19 protein-coding genes are annotated in these 20,325 nt (G+C 54.0%); 6 read left to right on the forward strand and 13 right to left on the reverse strand.

Annotation, left to right across the window (positions count from 1 at the left end; all coding sequences use genetic code 11):
• Window positions 1-9: 9 nt before the first annotated feature.
• From mgtE to ppk1, 4 genes are all read right to left on the reverse strand, one after another.
• On the reverse strand, window positions 10-1,434 hold the full coding sequence (mgtE, locus tag EH206_RS06365; protein ID WP_009111967.1) for a magnesium transporter: 1,425 nt from the start codon (window positions 1,432-1,434) through the stop codon (window positions 10-12).
• Between the two features lie 242 nt (window positions 1,435-1,676).
• Window positions 1,677-1,892, reverse strand: coding sequence for a YfgG family protein (locus EH206_RS06370; protein ID WP_009111968.1), 216 nt, complete (start codon window positions 1,890-1,892; stop codon window positions 1,677-1,679).
• Window positions 1,893-2,090: 198 nt separating this feature from the next.
• Window positions 2,091-3,626 carry an exopolyphosphatase gene (gene ppx, locus EH206_RS06375; protein WP_009111969.1) on the reverse strand — a complete coding sequence of 512 codons (1,536 nt, stop codon included), beginning with the start codon at window positions 3,624-3,626 and terminating at the stop codon, window positions 2,091-2,093.
• A complete protein-coding gene (gene ppk1, locus EH206_RS06380) occupies window positions 3,626-5,698 on the reverse strand; it encodes a polyphosphate kinase 1 (RefSeq protein ID WP_009111970.1) in 2,073 nt (690 codons plus the stop codon). The genes ppx and ppk1 overlap by 1 nt, the downstream gene beginning before the upstream one ends.
• 69 nt (window positions 5,699-5,767) lie before the next feature.
• Here ppk1 and EH206_RS06385 point away from each other — a divergent pair, with 69 nt between their 5' ends.
• Both EH206_RS06385 and EH206_RS06390 read left to right on the forward strand, forming a co-directional pair.
• Window positions 5,768-6,028 carry a hypothetical protein gene (locus EH206_RS06385; RefSeq protein WP_136163920.1) on the forward strand — a complete coding sequence of 87 codons (261 nt, stop codon included), beginning with the start codon at window positions 5,768-5,770 and terminating at the stop codon, window positions 6,026-6,028.
• A complete protein-coding gene (locus EH206_RS06390) occupies window positions 6,018-6,455 on the forward strand; it encodes a helix-turn-helix domain-containing protein (RefSeq protein ID WP_040342989.1) in 438 nt (145 codons plus the stop codon). Before EH206_RS06385 ends, EH206_RS06390 begins: the two co-directional genes overlap by 11 nt.
• A gap of 174 nt (window positions 6,456-6,629) precedes the next feature.
• Here the strand turns inward: EH206_RS06390 and EH206_RS06395 are convergent, their stop codons facing one another.
• The 6 genes from EH206_RS06395 to ppiB form a co-directional block, all read right to left on the reverse strand.
• Entirely contained in the window at window positions 6,630-7,997 is a 1,368-nt protein-coding gene (locus EH206_RS06395) for an L-serine ammonia-lyase (protein ID WP_009111972.1), read from the reverse strand.
• 92 nt (window positions 7,998-8,089) lie between these two features.
• On the reverse strand, window positions 8,090-9,373 hold the full coding sequence (locus EH206_RS06400) for an HAAAP family serine/threonine permease (protein ID WP_009111973.1): 1,284 nt from the start codon (window positions 9,371-9,373) through the stop codon (window positions 8,090-8,092).
• 414 nt (window positions 9,374-9,787) lie between these two features.
• Window positions 9,788-10,858, reverse strand: coding sequence for a 5-(carboxyamino)imidazole ribonucleotide synthase (gene purK / locus EH206_RS06405; RefSeq protein ID WP_009111974.1), 1,071 nt, complete (start codon window positions 10,856-10,858; stop codon window positions 9,788-9,790).
• Window positions 10,855-11,364 (reverse strand): 5-(carboxyamino)imidazole ribonucleotide mutase, encoded by a 510-nt coding sequence (gene purE / locus EH206_RS06410; RefSeq protein WP_009111975.1) that lies wholly within the window; start codon window positions 11,362-11,364, stop codon window positions 10,855-10,857. The genes purK and purE overlap by 4 nt, the downstream gene beginning before the upstream one ends.
• 165 nt (window positions 11,365-11,529) lie before the next feature.
• Window positions 11,530-12,252, reverse strand: a complete 723-nt coding sequence (gene lpxH, locus EH206_RS06415; RefSeq protein WP_009111976.1) for a UDP-2,3-diacylglucosamine diphosphatase — start codon at window positions 12,250-12,252, stop codon at window positions 11,530-11,532.
• Between the two features lie 10 nt (window positions 12,253-12,262).
• A complete protein-coding gene (gene ppiB / locus EH206_RS06420; protein ID WP_009111977.1) occupies window positions 12,263-12,757 on the reverse strand; it encodes a peptidylprolyl isomerase B in 495 nt (164 codons plus the stop codon).
• 338 nt (window positions 12,758-13,095) lie between these two features.
• On the opposite strand from ppiB, the gene EH206_RS06425 reads away from it, so the two are divergent.
• Together EH206_RS06425 and cysS are read left to right on the forward strand one after the other, a co-directional pair.
• Window positions 13,096-13,518, forward strand: coding sequence for a DoxX family protein (locus EH206_RS06425; RefSeq protein WP_009111978.1), 423 nt, complete (start codon window positions 13,096-13,098; stop codon window positions 13,516-13,518).
• Between the two features lie 308 nt (window positions 13,519-13,826).
• Entirely contained in the window at window positions 13,827-15,212 is a 1,386-nt protein-coding gene (gene cysS / locus EH206_RS06430; RefSeq protein ID WP_009111979.1) for a cysteine--tRNA ligase, read from the forward strand.
• A 67-nt stretch (window positions 15,213-15,279) separates the two neighbouring features.
• Here cysS and ybcJ read toward each other — a convergent pair whose 3' ends face one another.
• The 3 genes from ybcJ to EH206_RS06445 all read right to left on the reverse strand — a co-directional run bounded on the left by ybcJ (window position 15,280) and on the right by EH206_RS06445 (window position 17,801).
• Window positions 15,280-15,492: a ribosome-associated protein YbcJ gene (ybcJ, locus tag EH206_RS06435; protein WP_009111980.1), complete on the reverse strand. Its 213-nt coding sequence runs from the start codon at window positions 15,490-15,492 to the stop codon at window positions 15,280-15,282.
• 31 nt (window positions 15,493-15,523) lie between these two features.
• Complete coding sequence (folD, locus tag EH206_RS06440) at window positions 15,524-16,390, reverse strand: bifunctional methylenetetrahydrofolate dehydrogenase/methenyltetrahydrofolate cyclohydrolase FolD (protein ID WP_009111981.1); 867 nt, start codon at window positions 16,388-16,390, stop codon at window positions 15,524-15,526.
• Between the two features lie 133 nt (window positions 16,391-16,523).
• Window positions 16,524-17,801 (reverse strand): DUF1835 domain-containing protein, encoded by a 1,278-nt coding sequence (locus EH206_RS06445; RefSeq protein ID WP_009111982.1) that lies wholly within the window; start codon window positions 17,799-17,801, stop codon window positions 16,524-16,526.
• A 532-nt stretch (window positions 17,802-18,333) separates the two neighbouring features.
• Here EH206_RS06445 and EH206_RS06450 point away from each other — a divergent pair.
• Together EH206_RS06450 and EH206_RS06455 are read left to right on the forward strand one after the other, a co-directional pair.
• A complete protein-coding gene (locus tag EH206_RS06450; RefSeq protein WP_009111983.1) occupies window positions 18,334-19,368 on the forward strand; it encodes a hypothetical protein in 1,035 nt (344 codons plus the stop codon).
• Window positions 19,369-19,794: 426 nt separating this feature from the next.
• A complete protein-coding gene (locus tag EH206_RS06455; protein ID WP_009111984.1) occupies window positions 19,795-20,106 on the forward strand; it encodes a PTS lactose/cellobiose transporter subunit IIA in 312 nt (103 codons plus the stop codon).
• Window positions 20,107-20,325: the final 219 nt, after the last annotated feature.

Here is a 20,325-nt window from a genome sequence, read left to right on the forward strand (position 1 = left end):
CGGGCTGCATCACGGCAGCAAAAACAGCGTTGCCAGCCCGAGGAAAATAAAAAATCCGCCGGTATCGGTGATGGCGGTAATCATCACGCTGGAGCCAATGGCGGGGTCGCGCCCGAGCTGCACCATCACCAGGGGGATCAGTACCCCCATCAGCGCCGCCAGCAGCAGGTTCAGCAGGATCGCCAGCATCATGACGCCGCCCATTTCGGGGTTGCCGTACAGCGCGAAGGTGATAAGCCCCATCACGCCGCCCCATATCAGGCCGTTGACCAGCGCTACGCCCAGCTCTTTCAATAGCAGATAAGACTTCCTGCCGTGTTCCAACTGATGCAGCGCCAGCGCGCGGACGATCATGGTGATGGTTTGGTTGCCGGTATTTCCGCCAAGGCCGGCGACGATCGGCATCAGGGTGGCCAGCGCCACCAGATGCGACAGCGTGTTTTCGAACAGGCCGATAACGCGTGACGCCACCAGCGCGGTGCACAGGTTGATGGCCAGCCAGCCCCAGCGGTTGCGTACGGCTTTGTAGACCGGCGCGTAGACGTCTTCGGAGGGCGTTAACCCGCCGGAACGGCGCAGATGGCTGTCGCTTTCTTTATTGACCACGTCGACGATATCTTCCACCGTCAGGCGGCCCATCAGTTTGCCTTTGCTGTCCACCACGGCGGCGGAGATCAGGTTATAACGTTCAAAGGCCCCGGCGGCGTCCGTCACCCGATCTTCCGGCTGGAACAGGGTCGGCTGTTTATCCATGATGGAGGCTACCGACGTCCCCGGCGCATTAAGCAATATATCGGCCAGAGACAGCTCGCCAATCAGGGTGTTCCTGCGATCGGTGACGAACAGCTTATCGGTGGAGTCCGGGATGGTTTTCCGATAGCGCAGGTAGCGCTGTACCGCGGCAAGGGTAACATCGGCCCGTATGGTGGTGAGTTTGAAATCCATGATATGGCCGACGCAATCTTCGTCATAATCGATCGCGCCACGCAGCTGCGCGCGCTGTTTCGGCTCCAGCGAGGTCAGTATCCGGCCCAGCAGATGGCGGGGGATCATGCGCGCCAACTGGGCCTGTTCGTCAACATCCAGCACGCGGACCGCTTTCAGAATCTCTTTATTCTGCATATCGCCGACAAGATCGTCCGAAATGCTGTCGGAGGCTTCGATCAGCACCCGTCCGCGCCTGTCTATGGGGATCAGCCGCCAGAGCGCCAAACGTTCGTCATGGGGCAGCGACTCCAGCAGGTCGGCCAGGTCGGCGGCGTGCAACCCGATAATCAACTGGCATATTTCGGCCGTCTGGTCGAGCAGGGTCTTACGTTCTGTGGCGCTGTCTCCTGGTTGCCGGTTGATAATGTTATCAACCAGGTCGCCGTTTTCTAACAGTAAAAGCGATATGCGACGCCGGACGGCGGTGAGTTTTTTTACATTCGACATGGGTTTCTTATGCTCGGTATGGTTTTATTCCCGCTCGTACTGAACGGTTGGTGCAACTGACTAAACGTAGCGCAAAATCAGCGGATTAAGAATAGGACGGTTTGAGAATTAATGCCTGAATGCGTTGAATCGGGCGAATAAAAAGGCAGCAGGACGCGGATACCGCGGATCGATGGCGTGGCGGAACGCGCGGATGAAGAGGTTGAATAATTCGCTATAAAACAGTCGCGGGGCGGCGAACGCTATTCTTTCTTGTGGATTACTACGTCGGAAGCGGTGAGGGATTGTTCGACGCGCTGTTGCTGTTTGTCCTGATGATGGGCGAACGCGCTGATAGCGGAGTAAGCAAAACGGCCTAAGAGGATAATAAAGCTGATCAATAAAACGGCACGGGCAATGCGTGAACTACTTCGTCGCGGGCGCATTGATATTCGTCGTTTATGGGTAAGCGTGGACATTACCGTAAAATCTCCTGTGGAAGCGAACATTCGCTGTGATTAATTTAGGCACAAGCGCTGGCGCAGGTCAATCCATCAGGATAAAAAAATGAAAGACGGCGCCGCCTTTCACTGCGGCGGTAAAACGGCGGCGCTACGAGGGGCAACGGGCCGATAACGCCGAGGAAAAGCCAAGCCTCGGCGTTATCGGCATCCGGTTCAGGCCGGCTCTTCTTCGATATTCAGCTTCCAGCCGGCGACATCCTTCCAGTATTCCTGCTCCCGTTCCAGATCGAGCTGCACCAGAGTGTTCTGGGCGAAAAAGCCCGCGGGGAAAATCAGCGTCCAGTGGTTATCGTCGGTGAGCAGGCGCAGCGTGGCGGGCGTGGTGGTGGCCTGCCGCTGATTGTTCAGCAGGGTGGCCAGGCGCAATAGCTGAACCATGGGCAAATACTGCTTCTTTTTAAACAGGTACAGGCGCGGGAACTCTTCCAGCTTGATGGCCTTGCGATGCAGCCGCACGATCAGCGCCAGCAATAGCTGCTGTTCCTGATTGAAGCCGGGCAGGTTGGTATTTTGCAGAATATAGGCCGAATGGCGGTGCATGCCGCTGTGGTTTATGCCCAGCCCGACCTCATGCAGCATGGAAGCCCAGTTGAGGATCGCCTCAAGCTGCGGGTGGACCAGACCGGGGTTTTGCTGCGCCCATTGGGCGTACAGCGACTCGGTGGTTTCCCGCACCCGGCGCGCCTGTTCCCGATCGATATTGTAATGGCTGGCAAGGCTTTGCGCGGTGCGGATACGGATATCCTGATGGCGGAAACGGCCTTCCATTTCATACAGCACCCCTTCCCGTAGCGCGCCGTCGGACAGACGAAGCTCTTTGATCGCCAGTACGTCGAAAATGCCGCACAGAATAGCCAGCCCGGGCACCAGCACCGACTGCCGGTCTTCCGGCAGTCCCGGCAGACTCAGCGCCTTGAACGACTTAAAGCGCAGCACATGATCGCGCAGCATTTCCAGGCGTTCCGGCGTAATCAGGCCGTCTTTCTCGCCCATTTCCACCAGAATTTCATGGGCGGCCTTAATGGTGCCGGACGCCCCCAGCGCATATTGCCAGCCGTAGATACGGTATTCCCAGGCCAGCGTCTCCAGCTTCTGGGCCGCCGCCAGCCGGGCGCGCTTAAAATTGGCCGCGCTGATTTCGCCATTGGGGAAAAACTGCTGGGCAAAACTGACGCAGCCCATACGGCGGCTTTCCAACAGCATGGGCTCAAAGTCTTCGCCGATCACCAGTTCGGTGGAACCGCCGCCAATGTCGATCACCAGCTTGCGGCCCTTTTCCGGCTGGGTGTGCTCCACGCCCATGAAAATCAACCGCGCCTCTTCATGGCCGGAGATGATTTCAATCGGATAAGGAATGATTTCCGCCGCCCGGCGCAGAAATTCCTGGGCGTTGGTCGCCTGGCGCAACGCATGGGTGCCGACAATGGAGACATTCAGCGCCGAGAACCCCTGCAGCCGTTCGGCAAACAGCGCCAGGCAGCTTAAACCGCGCTCCATCGCCTCTTCGCTGAGCCGGTTTTGGCCGTCCAGTCCGTCGGCCAGATGAACGCGCTGTTTTAAACGGCTAAGCACCTGAAGCGCGCCGTTTACCACGCGGGCGATCACCATATGAAAGCTGTTGGACCCCAGATCGACGGCGGCGAACTCCTGGGGTTTTACGATATCGTCGTCTTTATTCATTAATGGCATTATTCAGGCTTATCCTCGGGTTGCTCAAGCGCCTTGATGTAATCATAAATGGCATTTTGCGCGCGTACTTTACGACGGTTGCCGCGCAATACATAGCGATTACTCAGCTCTTTATCAATCACACGGGCTTTCACCGTATCGCTGAACAGAATGTCCAGAATCTCCAGAATACGATTTTTCAAAATGGGATCGAGCACTTCGACGGCGACTTCAATACGGTAATCGATGTTACGCGTCATCCAGTCGGCGGAGGAGAGATAGACTTTCTTGTCTCCTCCATTATTAAACACATACACGCGGTCGTGTTCCAGATAGCGATCGACGATGCTGCTCGCCTGAATATTTTCGCTGATCCCCGGTAGGGCCGGGATCAGCGTGCACATACCACGAACCAGCAGATTGATTTTCACGCCGGCGGCGGAAGCCCGATACAGCCTTTCCACCAGTCCTTTATCCACCAGATTATTCACCTTAAGGGTAATGCCCGCGTCGATATTCGCCAGAGCATTGTCGATTTCCTTATCGATCAATTGATAAAGCTTGTCGCGCGAATTCTGGGGAGAAACCAGCAGATGCTCAAAGGAGACGGGGCGATAGGGGTTTTCGATAAAATTAAATACCCGGCGCACTTCATTGGTGATGCGTTCGTCGGCGGTAATCAGCGAGTAGTCGGTGTAGAGCCGGGCGGTTTTTTCGTTGAAGTTGCCGGTGCCGATATGGGCGTAACGCACGATGTTGTCCCCTTCACGGCGGGAGATCAAAAACAGTTTGGCATGAATTTTCAGCCCCGGCACCGAGAAGATCACGTGAACGCCGGCCTCGGTCAGCCGTTTGGCCCAGTGGATATTGGCCTCTTCATCGAAACGCGCCTGTAGCTCCACCACCACGGTGACTTTCTTGCCGTTGTGCGCGGCGTGGATCATCGAGGTGATGATGCGCGAATCTTTCGCCACCCGGTAAATATTGATTTTGATGGCCAGCACGCTGGGGTCGAACGAGGCCTGGCGCAGCAGCTCCAGCACATGCTCGAAGGTGTGGTACGGATAATAAAGCAGTACGTCGCGTTCGCGAATGGCGTCGAAGCCGTTGCGGAAGTGGCCGAACCACTCGTGGCGCAGGCGCGGCAGCGCTTTGTTGACCAGCGCGGCGCGGCCGACGTTGGGGAACGAAATAAAGTCTTTAAAATTGTGGTAACGGCCGCCGGGGATCACCGAGTCATAAGAGGAGATCCCCAGCTTCTCCTGTAGTATGGCGACCATCGCATCCGGCATATCGCGCTGATAAACAAAGCGTACCGGTTCCGCCGTCAGCCGCTGCTTGAGGCTGGAGGACATCAGTTCCAGCAGGCTGGACTCCATTTCGGTGACCAGATCGTACTCCGCATCACGCGTCATTTTCATCGAATAGGCGTTGAGCGCGTCGTAATCGAAAAAACCCTTGAAAATGTCGTTCAGGCAGTAGCGCAGAATGTTATCAATCAGAATCATGGTTTTGCGGCGGCGGGGCGCTTCCGCCGGCAGGTTGACGAAGCGGGGAACCTTGTCCGAGGGAATTTCCAGCAGCGCATAATTGATGCGATCGCCGCGGATGATTTCCACCGCCAGATAGGTGTAGTCATCTTTCAGGAACTGCACCAGATTGGTGTCGTGCAGGATCAATATTGGGGTAATATGCTGGCGTAAATGCTGCCTGAAATACTCCCGCAGCCAATCCTGCTGATTCGGGGAGACCTGGCGCTCATTAACCAGGAAAATCTGGTTGCGTGCCATTTCAAGCAATAACTCATTGTAAAGATTGTCAAAAATTTGATCGGTTTTCAGCACTCGCGCCTGAATCTTGCCTAAAAGGTGGCGTAAATTGCCGTCTAAACCCTGCTCTTCATTAATCAGGATGCGTCTTTTCAGATCGGCGAAACGGACTTTATAAAACTCATCGAGATTGCTGGAGTAAATGCCAAGAAAACGCATGCGCTCAATCAAGGGGTTGCTTTTATCTGCCGCTTCCTGAAGTACCCGTTCATTAAAGGATAACCAACTTAACTCTTTTTCAATATAGAGTTTGTCCTGACTCATTGTCACTCCGGTAAACTAGTATGCTGAAGGTCTATCCAATATCCATCAACATTATGGCGCGTTCATGACGTGAAAATCCAATCCGCGGACGGTGTTGCTGCTGATTTTCTTCTATCTGCTGTATGTGGTGACATGCAACATGCAGCAAGCGGCGCGCGGAAGATTATATTACCGGGCGTTTCGGTTGAGGCGCGCGCGTTATCCCCTCGTTTTTATGTGATTGATCAAGATAATGGATACTGCTCGCTAATTGTCCGTGCCGGAAGAAAAATTGATGATAAAATGCGCGCACTAATGGTACGTATAAACGGCGGGAAAAATGAGATTTAGCACCATGAATGAAGGCGAAATTATTACCGCGCTTTGCCGGAGAATAAAAGGTGCTCGAATCCAGCAGCGCTTATCTCAGGTTGATCTCGCCGAACGTGCGGGGTTAGGTATTGCAACTATTAAACGCGCCGAGATGGGCGAGTCGATCACGCTCAGCAGCCTGTTGTCCATTTTGCGTGGACTTAATCGTTTGCATCAGTTGGACGGCGTGTTATTTGATGCCGAGGTCGAATCATTTAACGACCAGGTGCGGGGCGAGAAAAAACATACCCCGCTGCGTATTCGAAAGAAAGCGTCCGCTTTCCCTGAAAAAGTCGTTTCCCGACGCCAGGATGTTAAAAAAGCGTCTGTCAGTTCGGTCGACTGGTATGTCTCCGCCGCCGAAAATAATGTTATCTGGTCATGGCCGGAGAATGAAAAGAAATAGTCGGTTTAATAAGAGCGCGCGCGCCAGTTTATTTATTTGATATATAAATGAAATCGGTTAATGGCTCGCTGCTTATTAACCGATTTCCGCATTAAAAATAAACGATTATTCTGGCAAAAGCGTTATGCGGGATTGCTTGGGGAATTAACCGATCGTATTCGGCCATTAACGGGTTTACTCACAGATTACGACTTTAATGGCTAATCCGCCTCGTGATGTTTCGCGATATTTGGCGTTCATATCTTTACCGGTTTCAAACATGGTTTCGATGACCTTATCCAGCGACACCCGCGGTTCGCTGGCGCGGCGCAGTGCCATGCGTGCGGCGTTAATCGCCTTAACGGAGGCGATGGCGTTACGTTCAATGCAGGGAACCTGAACCTGACCGGCAACCGGATCGCAGGTCAGCCCCAGATTGTGTTCCATACCAATTTCCGCCGCGATACAAACCTGCACCGGATTGGCGCCGAGTAATTCGGCCAGGCCCGCCGCCGCCATGGAACAGGCTACGCCGACTTCCCCCTGGCAGCCGACTTCGGCGCCGGAAATGGAGGCATTCATTTTATACAGCAGGCCAATAGCCCCGGAGGCTAAAAAGTAGCGTAAATAGGATTCGGGGGTAACAGGCTGAATGTAGTGATTATAATAGGCCAGTACGGCAGGAATAATACCGCAGGCGCCGTTGGTCGGCGCGGTGACCACCCGTCCGCCCGCCGCGTTTTCTTCTGCGACGGCCATCGCAAACATATTGACCCAGTCCATCGCATCCATGGGGTCGCTGGAGAAGCGATCGTTAATCAATAACAGACGGTGCAGCGCGGATGCGCGGCGCGGCACTCTCAGCGGTCCGGGCAATACCCCTTCGGTATTCATACCGCGATGAATGCCGTTTTGCATGACTTGCCAGACTTCGGCGAAATAGCATTCGATGGCCTCGCGACCATGCATGGCGATTTCATTTTTCATGACGATCGCCGACAGGGAAAGGCAATTGTCCCGGCAATGCTGTAATAGTTTTTGGGCGGAAAAAAACGGATAAGGGGCATTTTCCTCCGCCACGGCGGTTTTACCGAAATTCTCCTGATCGACAATAAAGCCGCCGCCAATGGAATAATAGGTTTTACCGTAAACCTGTTCCTGATGATGGTAGGCGCGGATCGTCATGCCGTTTTCATGCAGCGGCAGGTTTTCCGCTTGAAAACGGATGGCGGTTTCCAGCGGGAAACCGACTTCGTATTGACCGTTCAGCAGCGGTAACCGGTGAGTTTCTTTTATCTTCTGGATAAACAGCGGAATACCGTCAATGTCAACGCTATCCGGCAGGTTGCCGGCCAGCCCCATAATAATGGCGATATCCGTATGGTGACCTTTTCCCGTCAGCGACAGGGAACCATATACCTCAACAACGATCCGTGTTACCGATGAAATAAGCGCTTTTTCGACCAAATCATCGGTGAACATTTTGCCAGCCTTCATCGGACCCACGGTGTGCGAACTGGAAGGGCCGATACCGATTTTAAAAATTTCAAATACGCTGACCATAACGATTTCCTTTAAAAAACGCCGGTAGTCGAAATAACCTACCGGCGTGGAAAGAGGCGAATCAGGAGTGGGAATAATCGTACCGCTGGCGATTAACCAAACAGGCTGTAAACGATGGCGGAGATAGCGATCAGCCCCATAACGGTGACGAACAGGTTGCTGATATGGCCGCTGTATTTTTTCATCGCCGGGACTTTCTGAATGGCGTACATCGGCATAAGGAACAGCAGGCAGGCGATAATCGGGCCGCCCAGCGTTTCGATCATCCCCAGAATGCTGGGGTTCAGCGTGGCGACTAGCCAGGTCGTCGCCAGCATAAACAACGCGGTGATACGGTTCAGTTTGCCGCTGGAGATGGTTTTCCCCTTACTGCGCAGCGACTTCACAATCATGCCGTTGAAACCTTCGCCGGCTCCCAGATAGTGGCCGAGGAACGATTTGGAGATGGCGATGGTGGCGATAACCGGCGCCAGGTAGCCCATCAGCGGGTTATTAAAGTGGTTGGCCAGATAGGACAGAATGGAGATGTTCTGTTCTTTGGCTTCCATCAGTTCGGCCGGAGACAGGCTCAACACGCAGCTGAACACGAAGAACATCACGGTGATTACCATCATGATATGGCTGTAAGACAGAATGCGGGCGCATTTCCTCTCGGCTTGATCGCCATACTCTTTACGCTTGGCGACCGCAAAGGAGGAGATGATCGGTGAATGGTTGAATGAGAAAACCATTACCGGGATCGCCAGCCATAACGTCGCCAGCAAACCGTTGCCGGTTACGTTATTCGCCAGGGAAACATTCTCGAAAACAGAGGTATTCCAGTGCGGTATTAAATACAGAGCCAGCAACATTAAAACGGCGACAAAAGGATAAACCAGAATACTCATTGCCTTAACAATCATGGTTTCGCCAAAGCGGACAATAAACATTAATCCCAGGATCAATATTAATGACAGCAGCGCTCTTGGAGGAGAAGGCAAATGCACCTGGTGAGTTATAAAACTGTCAACCGTATTGGTAATCGCCACGCTGTAAACCAGCAGAATGGGATAAATGGCGAAAAAATACAGCAAGGTGATTAATTTTCCAGCGCCGACGCCGAAATGTTCTTCAACAACTTCTGTAATATCTTCACCACCTTTTTTACCGGATAATACAAATCGACACAAAGCGCGGTGGGAATAATAGGTCATCGGAAAAGCGATAATAGCCATAATAATTAACGGGATCAGGCCGCCGATACCGGCATTTATCGGCAGAAATAACACGCCGGCGCCAATGGCCGTACCGTACAGGCCAAGCATCCAGACCGTATCGCTTTTACGCCAGCCTGAAGCCTGTTCTAATATCTGGCCGCTATCTTGAATTGTGCTCATACATTTTCTCCTAAGTGAACACAGTGTAAAAATACCGTACCGGCAAGTTGCCGTTACAAGGATAATTGTTAATAAGACATATAAAATCCATGTCGATGGGTAATTCTTTTTGTGGCTGCATTCTATATTTGACGAGGCGGTAAATAATATTGAGGTGATCACATAAATGAATTTAAGTGATTTATTTTAATAAATATTAAAGGGAATTAAAATATCAATAGTGATACTTTATTTTTTGTTTTTTTTAACGGTTCTTTCTTGATGCGCTAATTTATTTATAATAGATAAAAAATAAGCAAAAATAAAAATTGTTAAAAGCATGGGTAGTGGAAATAATAAACGTAATTTCAGCGATATCACGTTTTCTCTTTTAGCGAACAGCCAGGCATCGCGCGGCGTATGCCTGGCGGGGAATCAGAGCGGCAGTTTTTCCTGCGCCCAGCGCAAAGCGCTGTGGTATTCATCCGTCAGCATGGCGGACAGTGATTGCAGGCTTTGCCGCAGTTGAGCGGTATCCTGGGCGGGCAAATTCAGATGACCGACTTTCCGCCCCGGGCGCACCTCTTTTTCATACCAGTGCAAATGAACCAGCGGCAGCGATAGCCAGTCGGTATTGACGTCGGTGCCAATCAGATTGACCATCACCGAGGCATCGCTAACCACCGGCGCCGGCATCGGCAGATCCAGAATCGCCCGCAGGTGCAGTTCAAACTGGCTGATAGAGGCGCCGTTTTGCGTCCAGTGGCCGCTGTTGTGTACGCGCGGCGCGAGTTCATTAATCAGCAGACGATCGCCGACAATAAAACATTCCATCGCCATCACGCCAACGTAACCCAGTTCGTCCATGATGGCGGAGAGCATCCGTTCCGCCTGTTGCTGCAACTGCGGCGCCGGCCGGGGCAGGGCGACGCTGGCGCGCAGAATGCCGTCCTGATGCAGATTATGCGTCAGCGGATAAAAAACGCACTCCCCGCGCGCGTTGCGCGCGCCGACCAGCGACACCTCACCGGAAAAATTGATGCCCCGTTCAACGATGCATGCGCCATAGCAGTCCGCCGGTAACCCGTGCTGCTCGCCGGTCCGCAGGCGCCACTGCCCGCGGCCGTCGTAACCGCCGACGCGGCGTTTGACGATGGCGAGCTCGCCAAGCCGGTTAAAAACCTGCGGCCACTCTTCCTTGGCGGCAAGCAGTTGCCAGGGGGCGGTGGCCAGATTCAGCTCGTCCAGCAGCTGTTTTTGCGTCAGCCTGTCGGCCAGACGTGGGAAAATATCACGGTTGACGAAGGCGGTATGCGCCGCCAGCTCACGCGTAAGCGCCGTTTCAGGCCAGCGCTCGATTTCAGCGGTAATGACGCTGTTGTGGAAAGGCACCGATTCCGGCTCCGCATCCAGCCCAACCGGGTAAACCGCGATCCCCAGCGGCTCGCCGGCCTGGCGCAGCATTCTTCCCAACTGACCATCGCCTAATACGCAGACCGGTTTCATGCTTCCTCCCGCGGATCGGGGTGGGATAACACTTCATCGGTCTGGCTCTGCCGCCAGTCAGCCAGGCGCGTGGCGATTGCGCCGTCATGTAACGCCAGAATCTGCGCCGCCAGCAGCGCGGCATTGGCCGCTCCCGCTTTGCCGATGGCCAGGGTGCCGACCGGCACGCCGCGCGGCATCTGTACGATGGAGTAAAGGCTGTCGATACCGCTCAGCGCGGCGCTCTGCACCGGCACGCCCAATACCGGCACCAGCGTTTTAGCCGCCAGCATGCCCGGCAGGTGGGCCGCGCCGCCCGCGCCGGCGATAATCACCTCAAAACCGTTGCGTGCGGCCTGCTCGGCGAAGCTGAACAGCTTATCCGGCGTTCGATGGGCGGAGACAATTTCCACATGAAAAGGAATAGCCAGCGTAGTGAGAATTTCCGAGGCAAATTGCATGGTGGCCCAGTCACTCTTTGAACCCATGACGATGGCGATTTTAGCCGGGGCAACGTTGGATGACATGCCTGTAAAGCTCCTGTGATGTTACATGGTGGTGGTGCGGCATCCGCCAGATAGTGGGTGCGCTGGCGTTGAGGGCGTAGAGCATATCACGACTGCAAAGTGAGGAAAACGGTTGCGTACCCCCGAAAAACAGCGGCGGCGGCAAGTCGCGGGGGTAAAAAGGGATCAGAAAGGGAAAAAAATCAGTTCGATATCATGCTCCGTCACTTTAATCATCGATCCTTCGTTATGCCAGGCGCCCAGCACCGCGCGCTGCGCGCTGAAATGACCGGCGACGATCTGATGAACGGCCGGACGATGGGTGTGGCCGTGGATCATGGCGTTGACCTGATAGTGTTGCAGCCGGGCGATAACCTGTTGCGGATTGACATCCATAATCTGCTGCGATTTATGCCGGTTGGCATGCTGACTGGCCGAGCGCATTTTTTCCGCGATGCGCAGGCGCAGGCGTAAAGGCAACAGCAGGAAAAGACGCTGGATCAGCGGATTATGCACCCGGCGGCGAAATTTCTGATAGGCGCGGTCGTCGGTGCACAGCGTGTCGCCGTGCAAAATAAGTATCCGCCGGCCGTACAGATCCAGCACATTTTCCGCCGGCAGTAGCGTTAAGCCGCTGCGCCTGGCGAAGCGCCTGCCGAGCAGAAAGTCCCGGTTGCCGTGCACGAAATAACAGGGAACGCCTTGTTGATGTAATGTCCTCAAGGCGTCGGCGACCGTCGCGTGCAGCGGCTGCGGATCGTCATCGCCGATCCAGGCGTCAAACAGATCGCCCAGAATATAAAGCGCATCCGCATTTACCGCTTCATGGCGTAAAAAACGCAGAAAACCGGCGGTGATCGCCGGTTGATAAATGTTTAAATGCAGATCGGCAATAAATAGTGTCGCCATGCTGCGGCAGTTACTCGCTGACGGTAACGCCGGTGATCACCACGTCTTCCTTGGGAACGTCCTGGTGCATACCGCTGTGGCCGGTTGCCACGCCTTTGATTTTATCCACCACGTCCAAACCTTCAGCCACTTCGGCGAATACGCAGTAGCCCCAGCCGTCCGCACGCTCTGAACGGAAGTTCAGAAAGTCGTTGTCGACCACGTTGATAAAGAACTGCGCGGTGGCGGAGTGCGGATCGTTGGTGCGCGCCATCGCCAGCGTGCCGCGGGTGTTTTTCAAGCCGTTGTTGGCTTCGTTTTTAATCGCGGCCTGGGTTTCCTTCTGTTGCATGCCGGGAGCGAAACCGCCGCCCTGGATCATAAACCCATTGATAACACGGTGAAAAATGGTGTTGTCGTAAAAACCGCTGCGGCAGTAATTCAGAAAGTTTTCCACGGTAACCGGCGCTTTGTCGGCGAAAGTATTAATGACGATATCGCCGTGGTTGGTATGAAACGTGATCATAGTAATGAGCCCTACATAGCCTTGGTAATGAACAACGACGCTCACAACATGCGGTGAACAATCAAGAGCGCTCTTATAACATAACTGGCTTGCCGAGTCAGTACAGGCTGGCGCATAACCTGGGGGGAGCGCGGTCATTCAGCGCCGAATATTGCGATTGTACAAATAAACTGATTAAACATAATATATTTAGTTAGTTTATTTGAATGAGGTTTTTATTGCGCCAGATCGCTGTTTTTCATAATTTGCTTGTTGTTTTGTTGTCGCCCGGATTAGTCTGAGAGCGACTCTTATTACCTTTAATTAACATTAATAACACTAATATAGACAGGTGAATTATGCTGAACAGTATTAGTCGAGTATTGGATAAACCTGATTTCGGGAAGTTATTATTGCGTGTGTCGTTCAGTACCCTGATGCTGTTTCACGGCTGGCACAAGGTCCATAGCGGTATTGGCGGCGTGCGAAGAATGCTGGTGGAAGCGGGTATTCCAACATTCGTCGGTTATGGCGTCTATGTTGGCGAAGTCATTATCCCGATTCTGTTGATTCTGGGCATCTTCACCCGTCCCGCCGCGTTGATTTTTTCCTTCACCATGCTTGCCGCCGCGTTGCTGGCAAATCCGAACGATCTATTCGTACTGACTAAAACCGGCGCGTGGATCGCGGAACCGGCGGCGGTATTCTTCTTTGCCGGACTGGCTATCGCTTTCCTCGGCAGCGGCAGATATTCGGTGATGTCCAATCCGCGCTGGCGCTGATGGCATTTGCGCCAGCGCCACGGTAGTCTGGTCTCCGGCTCGGATAATTCCGGGCTTTTTTGCGGCGCGCCATCCCTGGCCGCCGCCCTTACGGGCCGTCGCCGGGGGCGACGTCAAAAAACTCTTCCGGCGTTTTTTTGGCGCCATCCTTAGCGGTTATCCGTTTATTCCTCTGCGTCAGTCTTGCAATAGCGCAGGGTTCAGGTTTCAATACGCCGTCAGGGTTGTAAAGCCCTTGGCAAAATGATGTTACTCACGCTTACAGCGAACGATGATCCACCTATCCTGCGAATACCATGGAATGCCTGATGCTAAAGATTTTTAATACGCTGAGTCGCCAAAAAGAGGAATTCAAACCTATCCACGCAGGTCAAGTCGGGATGTATGTATGCGGGATCACCGTTTATGACCTGTGTCATATTGGCCACGGGCGTACTTTCGTGGCGTTTGATGTGGTGGCGCGGTATTTACGGTATTTGGGATATTCGCTGAAATACGTGCGCAACGTTACCGACATTGACGATAAAATTATCAAACGGGCGGCGGAAAATGGTGAAACCTGCGATCAACTCACCACCCGGATGATCGCTGAAATGCATGCCGACTTTGATGCATTGAATATTTTACGTCCGGATGAAGAGCCGCGCGCCACCCATCATATCGCCGAAATCATCGAACTGGTTAAAGCGCTGATTGCCCGACGCCACGCCTATGTGGCAAGCAACGGCGACGTGATGTTTTCCGTCGCCACCGCCCGCGGCTACGGCGCGCTCTCCCGTCAGGATCTGGATCAGCTACAGGCCGGCGCGCGGGTAGAGATTACGGAAGTTAAACATAACCCGATGGACTTCGTGTTGTGGAAAAAGTCCAAACCCGGCGAGCCGCACTGGTCTTCGCCGTGGGGAGAAGGGCGCCCCGGCTGGCATATCGAATGTTCGGCGATGAACTGCAAACAGCTGGGCAAACATTTTGATATCCACGGCGGCGGTTCGGATCTGATGTTCCCGCATCATGAAAACGAAATCGCCCAATCCACCAGCGCGCACGACGGCCCGTATGTGAACTATTGGATGCATTCCGGCATGGTGATGGTCGATCGGGAGAAAATGTCGAAATCGCTCAACAACTTCTTTACCGTGCGCGACGTGCTGGCCTATTACGATCCTGAGACCGTGCGTTATTTCCTGATGTCGGGCCACTACCGCAGCCAACTGAACTACAGCGAAGAAAACCTGAAACAGGCGCGTTCCGCGCTGGAGCGGCTGTACACCGCGCTGCGCGGTACGGACAGCAGCGTGGAGGCGCAGGGCGGAGAGATCTTTGAAGCCCGTTTCCGTGAGGCGATGGACGATGATTTCAATACCCCGGAAGCCTATTCCGTGTTGTTCGATATGGCGCGGGATATTAACCGCCTGAAGACGGAAGACCCGCACGAGGCCAATCAGCTGGCGTCGGCGCTGCGTAAGCTGGCGAAAGTGCTCGGCCTGCTGGAGCAGGACCCGGAAGTATTCCTGCAAAGCGGCGCGCAGACCGATGACGCCGAAGTCAGGGAGATCGAAGGGCTGATTAAGCAGCGTAAGGACGCCCGTCAGGCCAAAGACTGGGCGCTGGCGGACCAGGCGCGCGACCGGCTGAATGAGATGGGCATTATTCTGGAAGACGGGCCGCAGGGAACCATCTGGCGCCGTAAGTAATTCGTTGCCGCTTTAGCAAAATAGTATCCCCCGGCTATGCCGGGGGATACTTACTTATGCGGGGATCCTAGGCGCTGACTTCCACCGTGGCGCCGTCAAACCGCACTTGCTGACCGGCAACGATTTTGCAGCGCTTGCGCGTCTCCGTTTGCCCGTCGACGGTGACCTCTCCCGCGGCAATCGCCACTTTGGCCGCGGCGCCGCTTTCACTCCAGCCCAGCAGTTTCAGTAAATCGCACAGTTCAACGTGCGGGTGATCGTCGAGATGAAAAATTTCCATAATTTCCTGATTTATATGCGTTAAGTATGTATTACCGCGCGGCGTTATCGTGATACTCCTCGCAGGCCTGCAAGGTGTTCTGAATCAAGGTCGCGACCGTCATCGGCCCGACGCCCCCCGGCACAGGGCTGATATATGACGCTTTTTCCCGGGCGCCGTCGTAGTCGACGTCGCCGACCACCCTGCCGCTTTCCAGACGGTTGATGCCGACGTCCAGCACTATGGCGCCGGGTTTGATCCATTCGCCGGGAATAAAACCGGGTTTACCCACGGCGACCACCAGCAGATCGGCGTTTTCAATATGGTGGCGCAGGTTCTTGGTGAAACGGTGAGTCACCGTGGTGGTGCAGCCGGCCAGCAGCAGTTCCAGACTCATCGGACGGCCGACGATATTGGAGGCGCCGACGACGACGGCATTCAGGCCGAAGGTGTCGATATTGTAGCGCTCCAGCAGCGTGATAATCCCACGCGGCGTACAGGCCCGCAGCAGCGGCGCGCGCTGGCAAAGACGCCCGACGTTATACGGATGGAAACCGTCAACATCCTTATCGGGCGCGATGCGCTCGATAACCTTGGTATTATCAATGCCTTCCGGCAGAGGAAGCTGAACCAGAATACCGTCAATGGTGTTATCCGCGTTAAGCTGGTCGATTAATGCCAGCAATGCGGATTCCGTCGTCGTGGACGGTAAGTCATAAGAACGTGAGATAAAGCCGACTTCTTCGCAGACCTTGCGTTTGCTGGCGACATAAATCTGTGACGCCGGGTGCTCTCCAACCAGGATAACCGCCAGACCTGGCGCTCGTTTACCCGCGGCCAGACGCTGTTTTACCTGCGCAGCGACTTCGTCTTTAACCTGCTGCGCAATCGTTTTACCATCAATAATCTTTGCTGCCATCTGAGATGAGATCCATCAATTTTAAATGCGGGGGAAGTGGCGCTATTTTGTCAGAAGCCGCGCGCGCTGTCAGGCATTGTGTAAAGATAATCATAACAATGGCGGCAACCCTGGGCCGCCGCCATGGCGCCATCTACCTTGTCAGCACCAGTTTTTGACTCTGTTGATGCCAGCGCCAGCCGCGTTGACCGCCGTCAATCCGTACGCCTCCAAGCCAGCGTTCAGCCGGATAACAGTTCATCCAGTCCAGACGATTGTCCAGCAATGCCCGCCCAACCTCGGTAAGACTCAGGACGCCCGAGGCCGCATCCAGCGACAGCGCGGGTTCCGGCGCCAGCCTCAGTCCGTCGATAATGTCGTCCAGCATGATATCTCCCAGCCAGGGCAAGGGATCGTGGTGCTCCGTCAGGGTGTGAAAAAGCTGCTTTGGAGTGTGGGGACGTTCCGCCAGACAGCGCAGCGCCAGTTGTTCGGTCAGGCCCAGTCCATTCTTTACGCTGGGAAACTCCTGGCAATGGCGCAGCAGCGCCTGCGGCATAAAGGGAAGGTCGGCGGCAACCGCTGTCGCCAGCGACAGCAACGTCGAGGGATTATCCGAACGCAACCCTTCCCATACCTGACGCCCCAGACGGCATTGCCGCGGGGTAACGGGCTGACGTGCCTGCCACAGTAGCAGCAAAGCTTCGGTCGGCAACTGGCCAAGGCCGAGAAAACGGCGGCTGCCGGGATAGCGATCGACGGTGACCATTTCCAGCAACGGAGCTGGGTGAGCGTCGAAATGCGCCAGGCAGCGCGCCAGAATCAGCTGATCGTAGCTGTCATGTTCAAACCATAGTACGACGCGCCGATAATTTTCGCCGGCGGATAACAGCGTGCGTTCCTCCTGTTCACGCTGTTGCTGAAGCTGTTGCCGGCTGATGCCGATACGCGAGGTATAGTGGCTGGCAATAAACGCTACCCGTTGCGGCAGCCAGTCGTCGCCGGTAAGCACCGGCCCCTGACAAAAAGGATCGCTATAGGCCAGATAGTCGCCCCGGAATCCGGCCTGCCGCAGCGGCTGCTGAATGTCTGAGCCACAGCGGATATGTAAGGTGGAAAGCGCGTGATCCGGCGCACTGCTCTGGGCGTCGATCACCGTTCTGGCGTGCGCCATCGCTTCTACATGCGCTTTCAATCTGGGCCAGCTTGGCAACCCTAATTCCTGGGCGATGATCCACTGCGCGTCGCTCAGACGGCCGAACTGTTCCGCCAATTGCGCTGGCGTCAAACTGGGGCGGTATCGGAGAAAGCGGGCAATTGCCTCGGGATGAGATTGCCTGATGGCATCGCGCAGCGCTTTGGCGCGTTTACGCTGTTGCTCAAGATTAATGCGAAAGGGTGAGGATAATACGGAAGATTGGGATGACGTCACGGTTGCGCCCCTTTTCCAAGGTCCGAGTCCGCCAGTCAGACAGAAAAGGGAAAGCCGTATGGCATACCGATTCATCGATCATGGGCGTAGCCCTTTCCGCGGACAAGGTGGCGCTGATCGCACCTGCGGCAGGTTAGCAAAGCATAACATAATTTTCAATGGCCATGTGTTGCGCCAGGGGCGGTAATCGTTTTCCGTTGCAGTTGGTAAAATCGCGCCTGTCCGCTATTCCGGCCAATATTTATATCGCTAGTTTATATTAATCATGCTAATTATTTTTATCTTGTCTTATTGGCGGATCAGTCGATCGGAATGGTGGGTTTATGTCCAAATATATTGCGGAATATTAACTTATTTATTGTTATATATAAATATACATAAACCCATCTGCTCTGTCCGCTAGCGTCTAGTACCCTTTTTATTCATCCTATCATTTTTAAAATTACGACTATACTTCAAATGATTTAATGTTTTTACGATGTTTTACAATATGCCAGCAGCTTAAAACTGGCGGCTTAACAGGAGCTTGAGTATGAGCGTTACGAATGAACTGCATGTGGCAAAAAAAATATCATGGGGGAGCATTATTGGCGGCGTCATCACCGTGTTAGCCGTCTCGTTATTACTCTCTACGCTTGGCACTAGCCTGGGTTTTTCGATTGTTGATCCGCTGTCCGACGATCCGGTTGACGGCGTCGGGAGTACGGTATTGGTTTGGTCCGCCGTCTCCATCATCATCAGTCTGGCGGGGGGAGCATTTATTGCCGGTCGACTGGCGGCGACGGATGGTTTGATTCACGGTTTCCTTGTCTGGGCGACGGCGCTTATCGTTGCCGCTATTCTAGGCAGCGCACTGCTGGGCGGCGCGGTGAAAGCCACCGGCAGCGCGTTGGGGTCGGTGGGCTCGTTAACCGGTAACGTTATCTCCGGCGCCGGTTCCGCCGTAGGCGGCGGTTTGCAGGGGATTGCCGATATCGGCGGACAGGCGTTTGATAATCTGAATCTGGACACCGAACTGCAACCTGAAGAGGTGACCGACGAAGTGGCCGCGGCCTTACGCAAAAGCAATATCGCCTCATTGCAGCCGGACTTTATGCAAACGCAGTTGCAGGGCGCCAAAAAGGAAATCGGCGAAGCGGTAAAAGCGCTGGCCATCAACCCGAATAACAGCGATGCCATTATTCAGACGCTGACCGACAAGTTGAAAAAACGCGGCGAAGCGTTAACGCAAGACGTCGATCGCGACAGCTTGACCAGGGCGCTGTCTGAAAACACCTCATTGTCGCAGGAAGAAGTGGATCAAACCGTTGATAACCTGATTGCCGCCAAGCAGAAAACTGCGCAGTTGGTCGAGCAGCGCCTGAATGACGTTGAAGCCGGTATCGAGCAGGCAAAACAGCGATATGCCGAACTGAAACAGGCTGCTCGTGAAGAGGCCGCCGCCGCCGCTTCCGCCGTGGCTCATGCCGCGTTGTGGTCTTTCTTTGCCTTGCTGATTGGCGCGATCGTCAGTGCGCTGGCGGGACTGTGGGGCGTTAAAACCTGCAACAGACACTTTGGGCGTTAACCTTGTCGGTCGGCTAAAAAAGCCGGCGGGGCGTCGCAACGCCATCAGTTAAGCATGTGAGATATCCTCACCACGGGGCAGATTTGGCAAATGAAGCCACGCCCCGTGTTTCCCCCTCACAGGACTTGAATACGCCATAGCGCGATTCGGTATTTTATAAACAAACTAATCTACTATTACACCCGCCAGCCTGGATATTGACGAACATGGCTTTCACGCCGTCGGTTGCTGCGCGTCTGGCTTTGTTGATTTTTTATCGTATTTTCAATGATCCTCTCATTTACGCAGTGCATTTTTTAAGCAATTGTGATGAGGGGTTTGTATTATTATGAATAAATACTACGCAAACCACGTAGCTAAAGGAGGAGAAGGGGCAAGCACGATGTTTACTTCAGGAGACCGATAAATGAACCGGAGGTAAAGAAAATGGACATAGAAACCCGGATGATTGAGTTGATTGTTCAGTCTGGAGAAGCACGTTCCTGCGCGATGGAGGCTTTACGCTCTTCCCGCAAAAGGGAGTGGGAGCAGGTGGATCAGCTATTGAAGATGGCTGCAACGGCCGTTCGTAAAGCGCAGTCTATCCAGACGGAATTTATTAGCGGCAATGGGAATAAGGAAAAAATCAGTCTCGACCTGATCATCGTCCATGCTCAGGATCACCTGATGAACGCGATATTGTGCCGTGAACTGACTGAAGAAATTATTGCGCTTAGAAAAGAGTTATACGCCCCATAGATCCATAGATTAGCAAGGCGGCATGCGAGCGAATCCCCAGACGCTTGCTACTTAGAACCTTCCCTGGAGCAAGCCATCGACAAACGGCGTGCCAGCGCAGTTATGCGTTCTGCCTGTCGGCGAAACACTCCCCTCTGATTTTCACCCATAAATTTAAAGTATGGTCACCTCGTCACAAAATAAATCGCTGCAAAATCGCTGTTGAAACAACCTTTGAAC

This window comes from Brenneria nigrifluens DSM 30175 = ATCC 13028 (genome assembly GCF_005484965.1).
Lineage (GTDB): Bacteria > Pseudomonadota > Gammaproteobacteria > Enterobacterales > Enterobacteriaceae > Brenneria > Brenneria nigrifluens.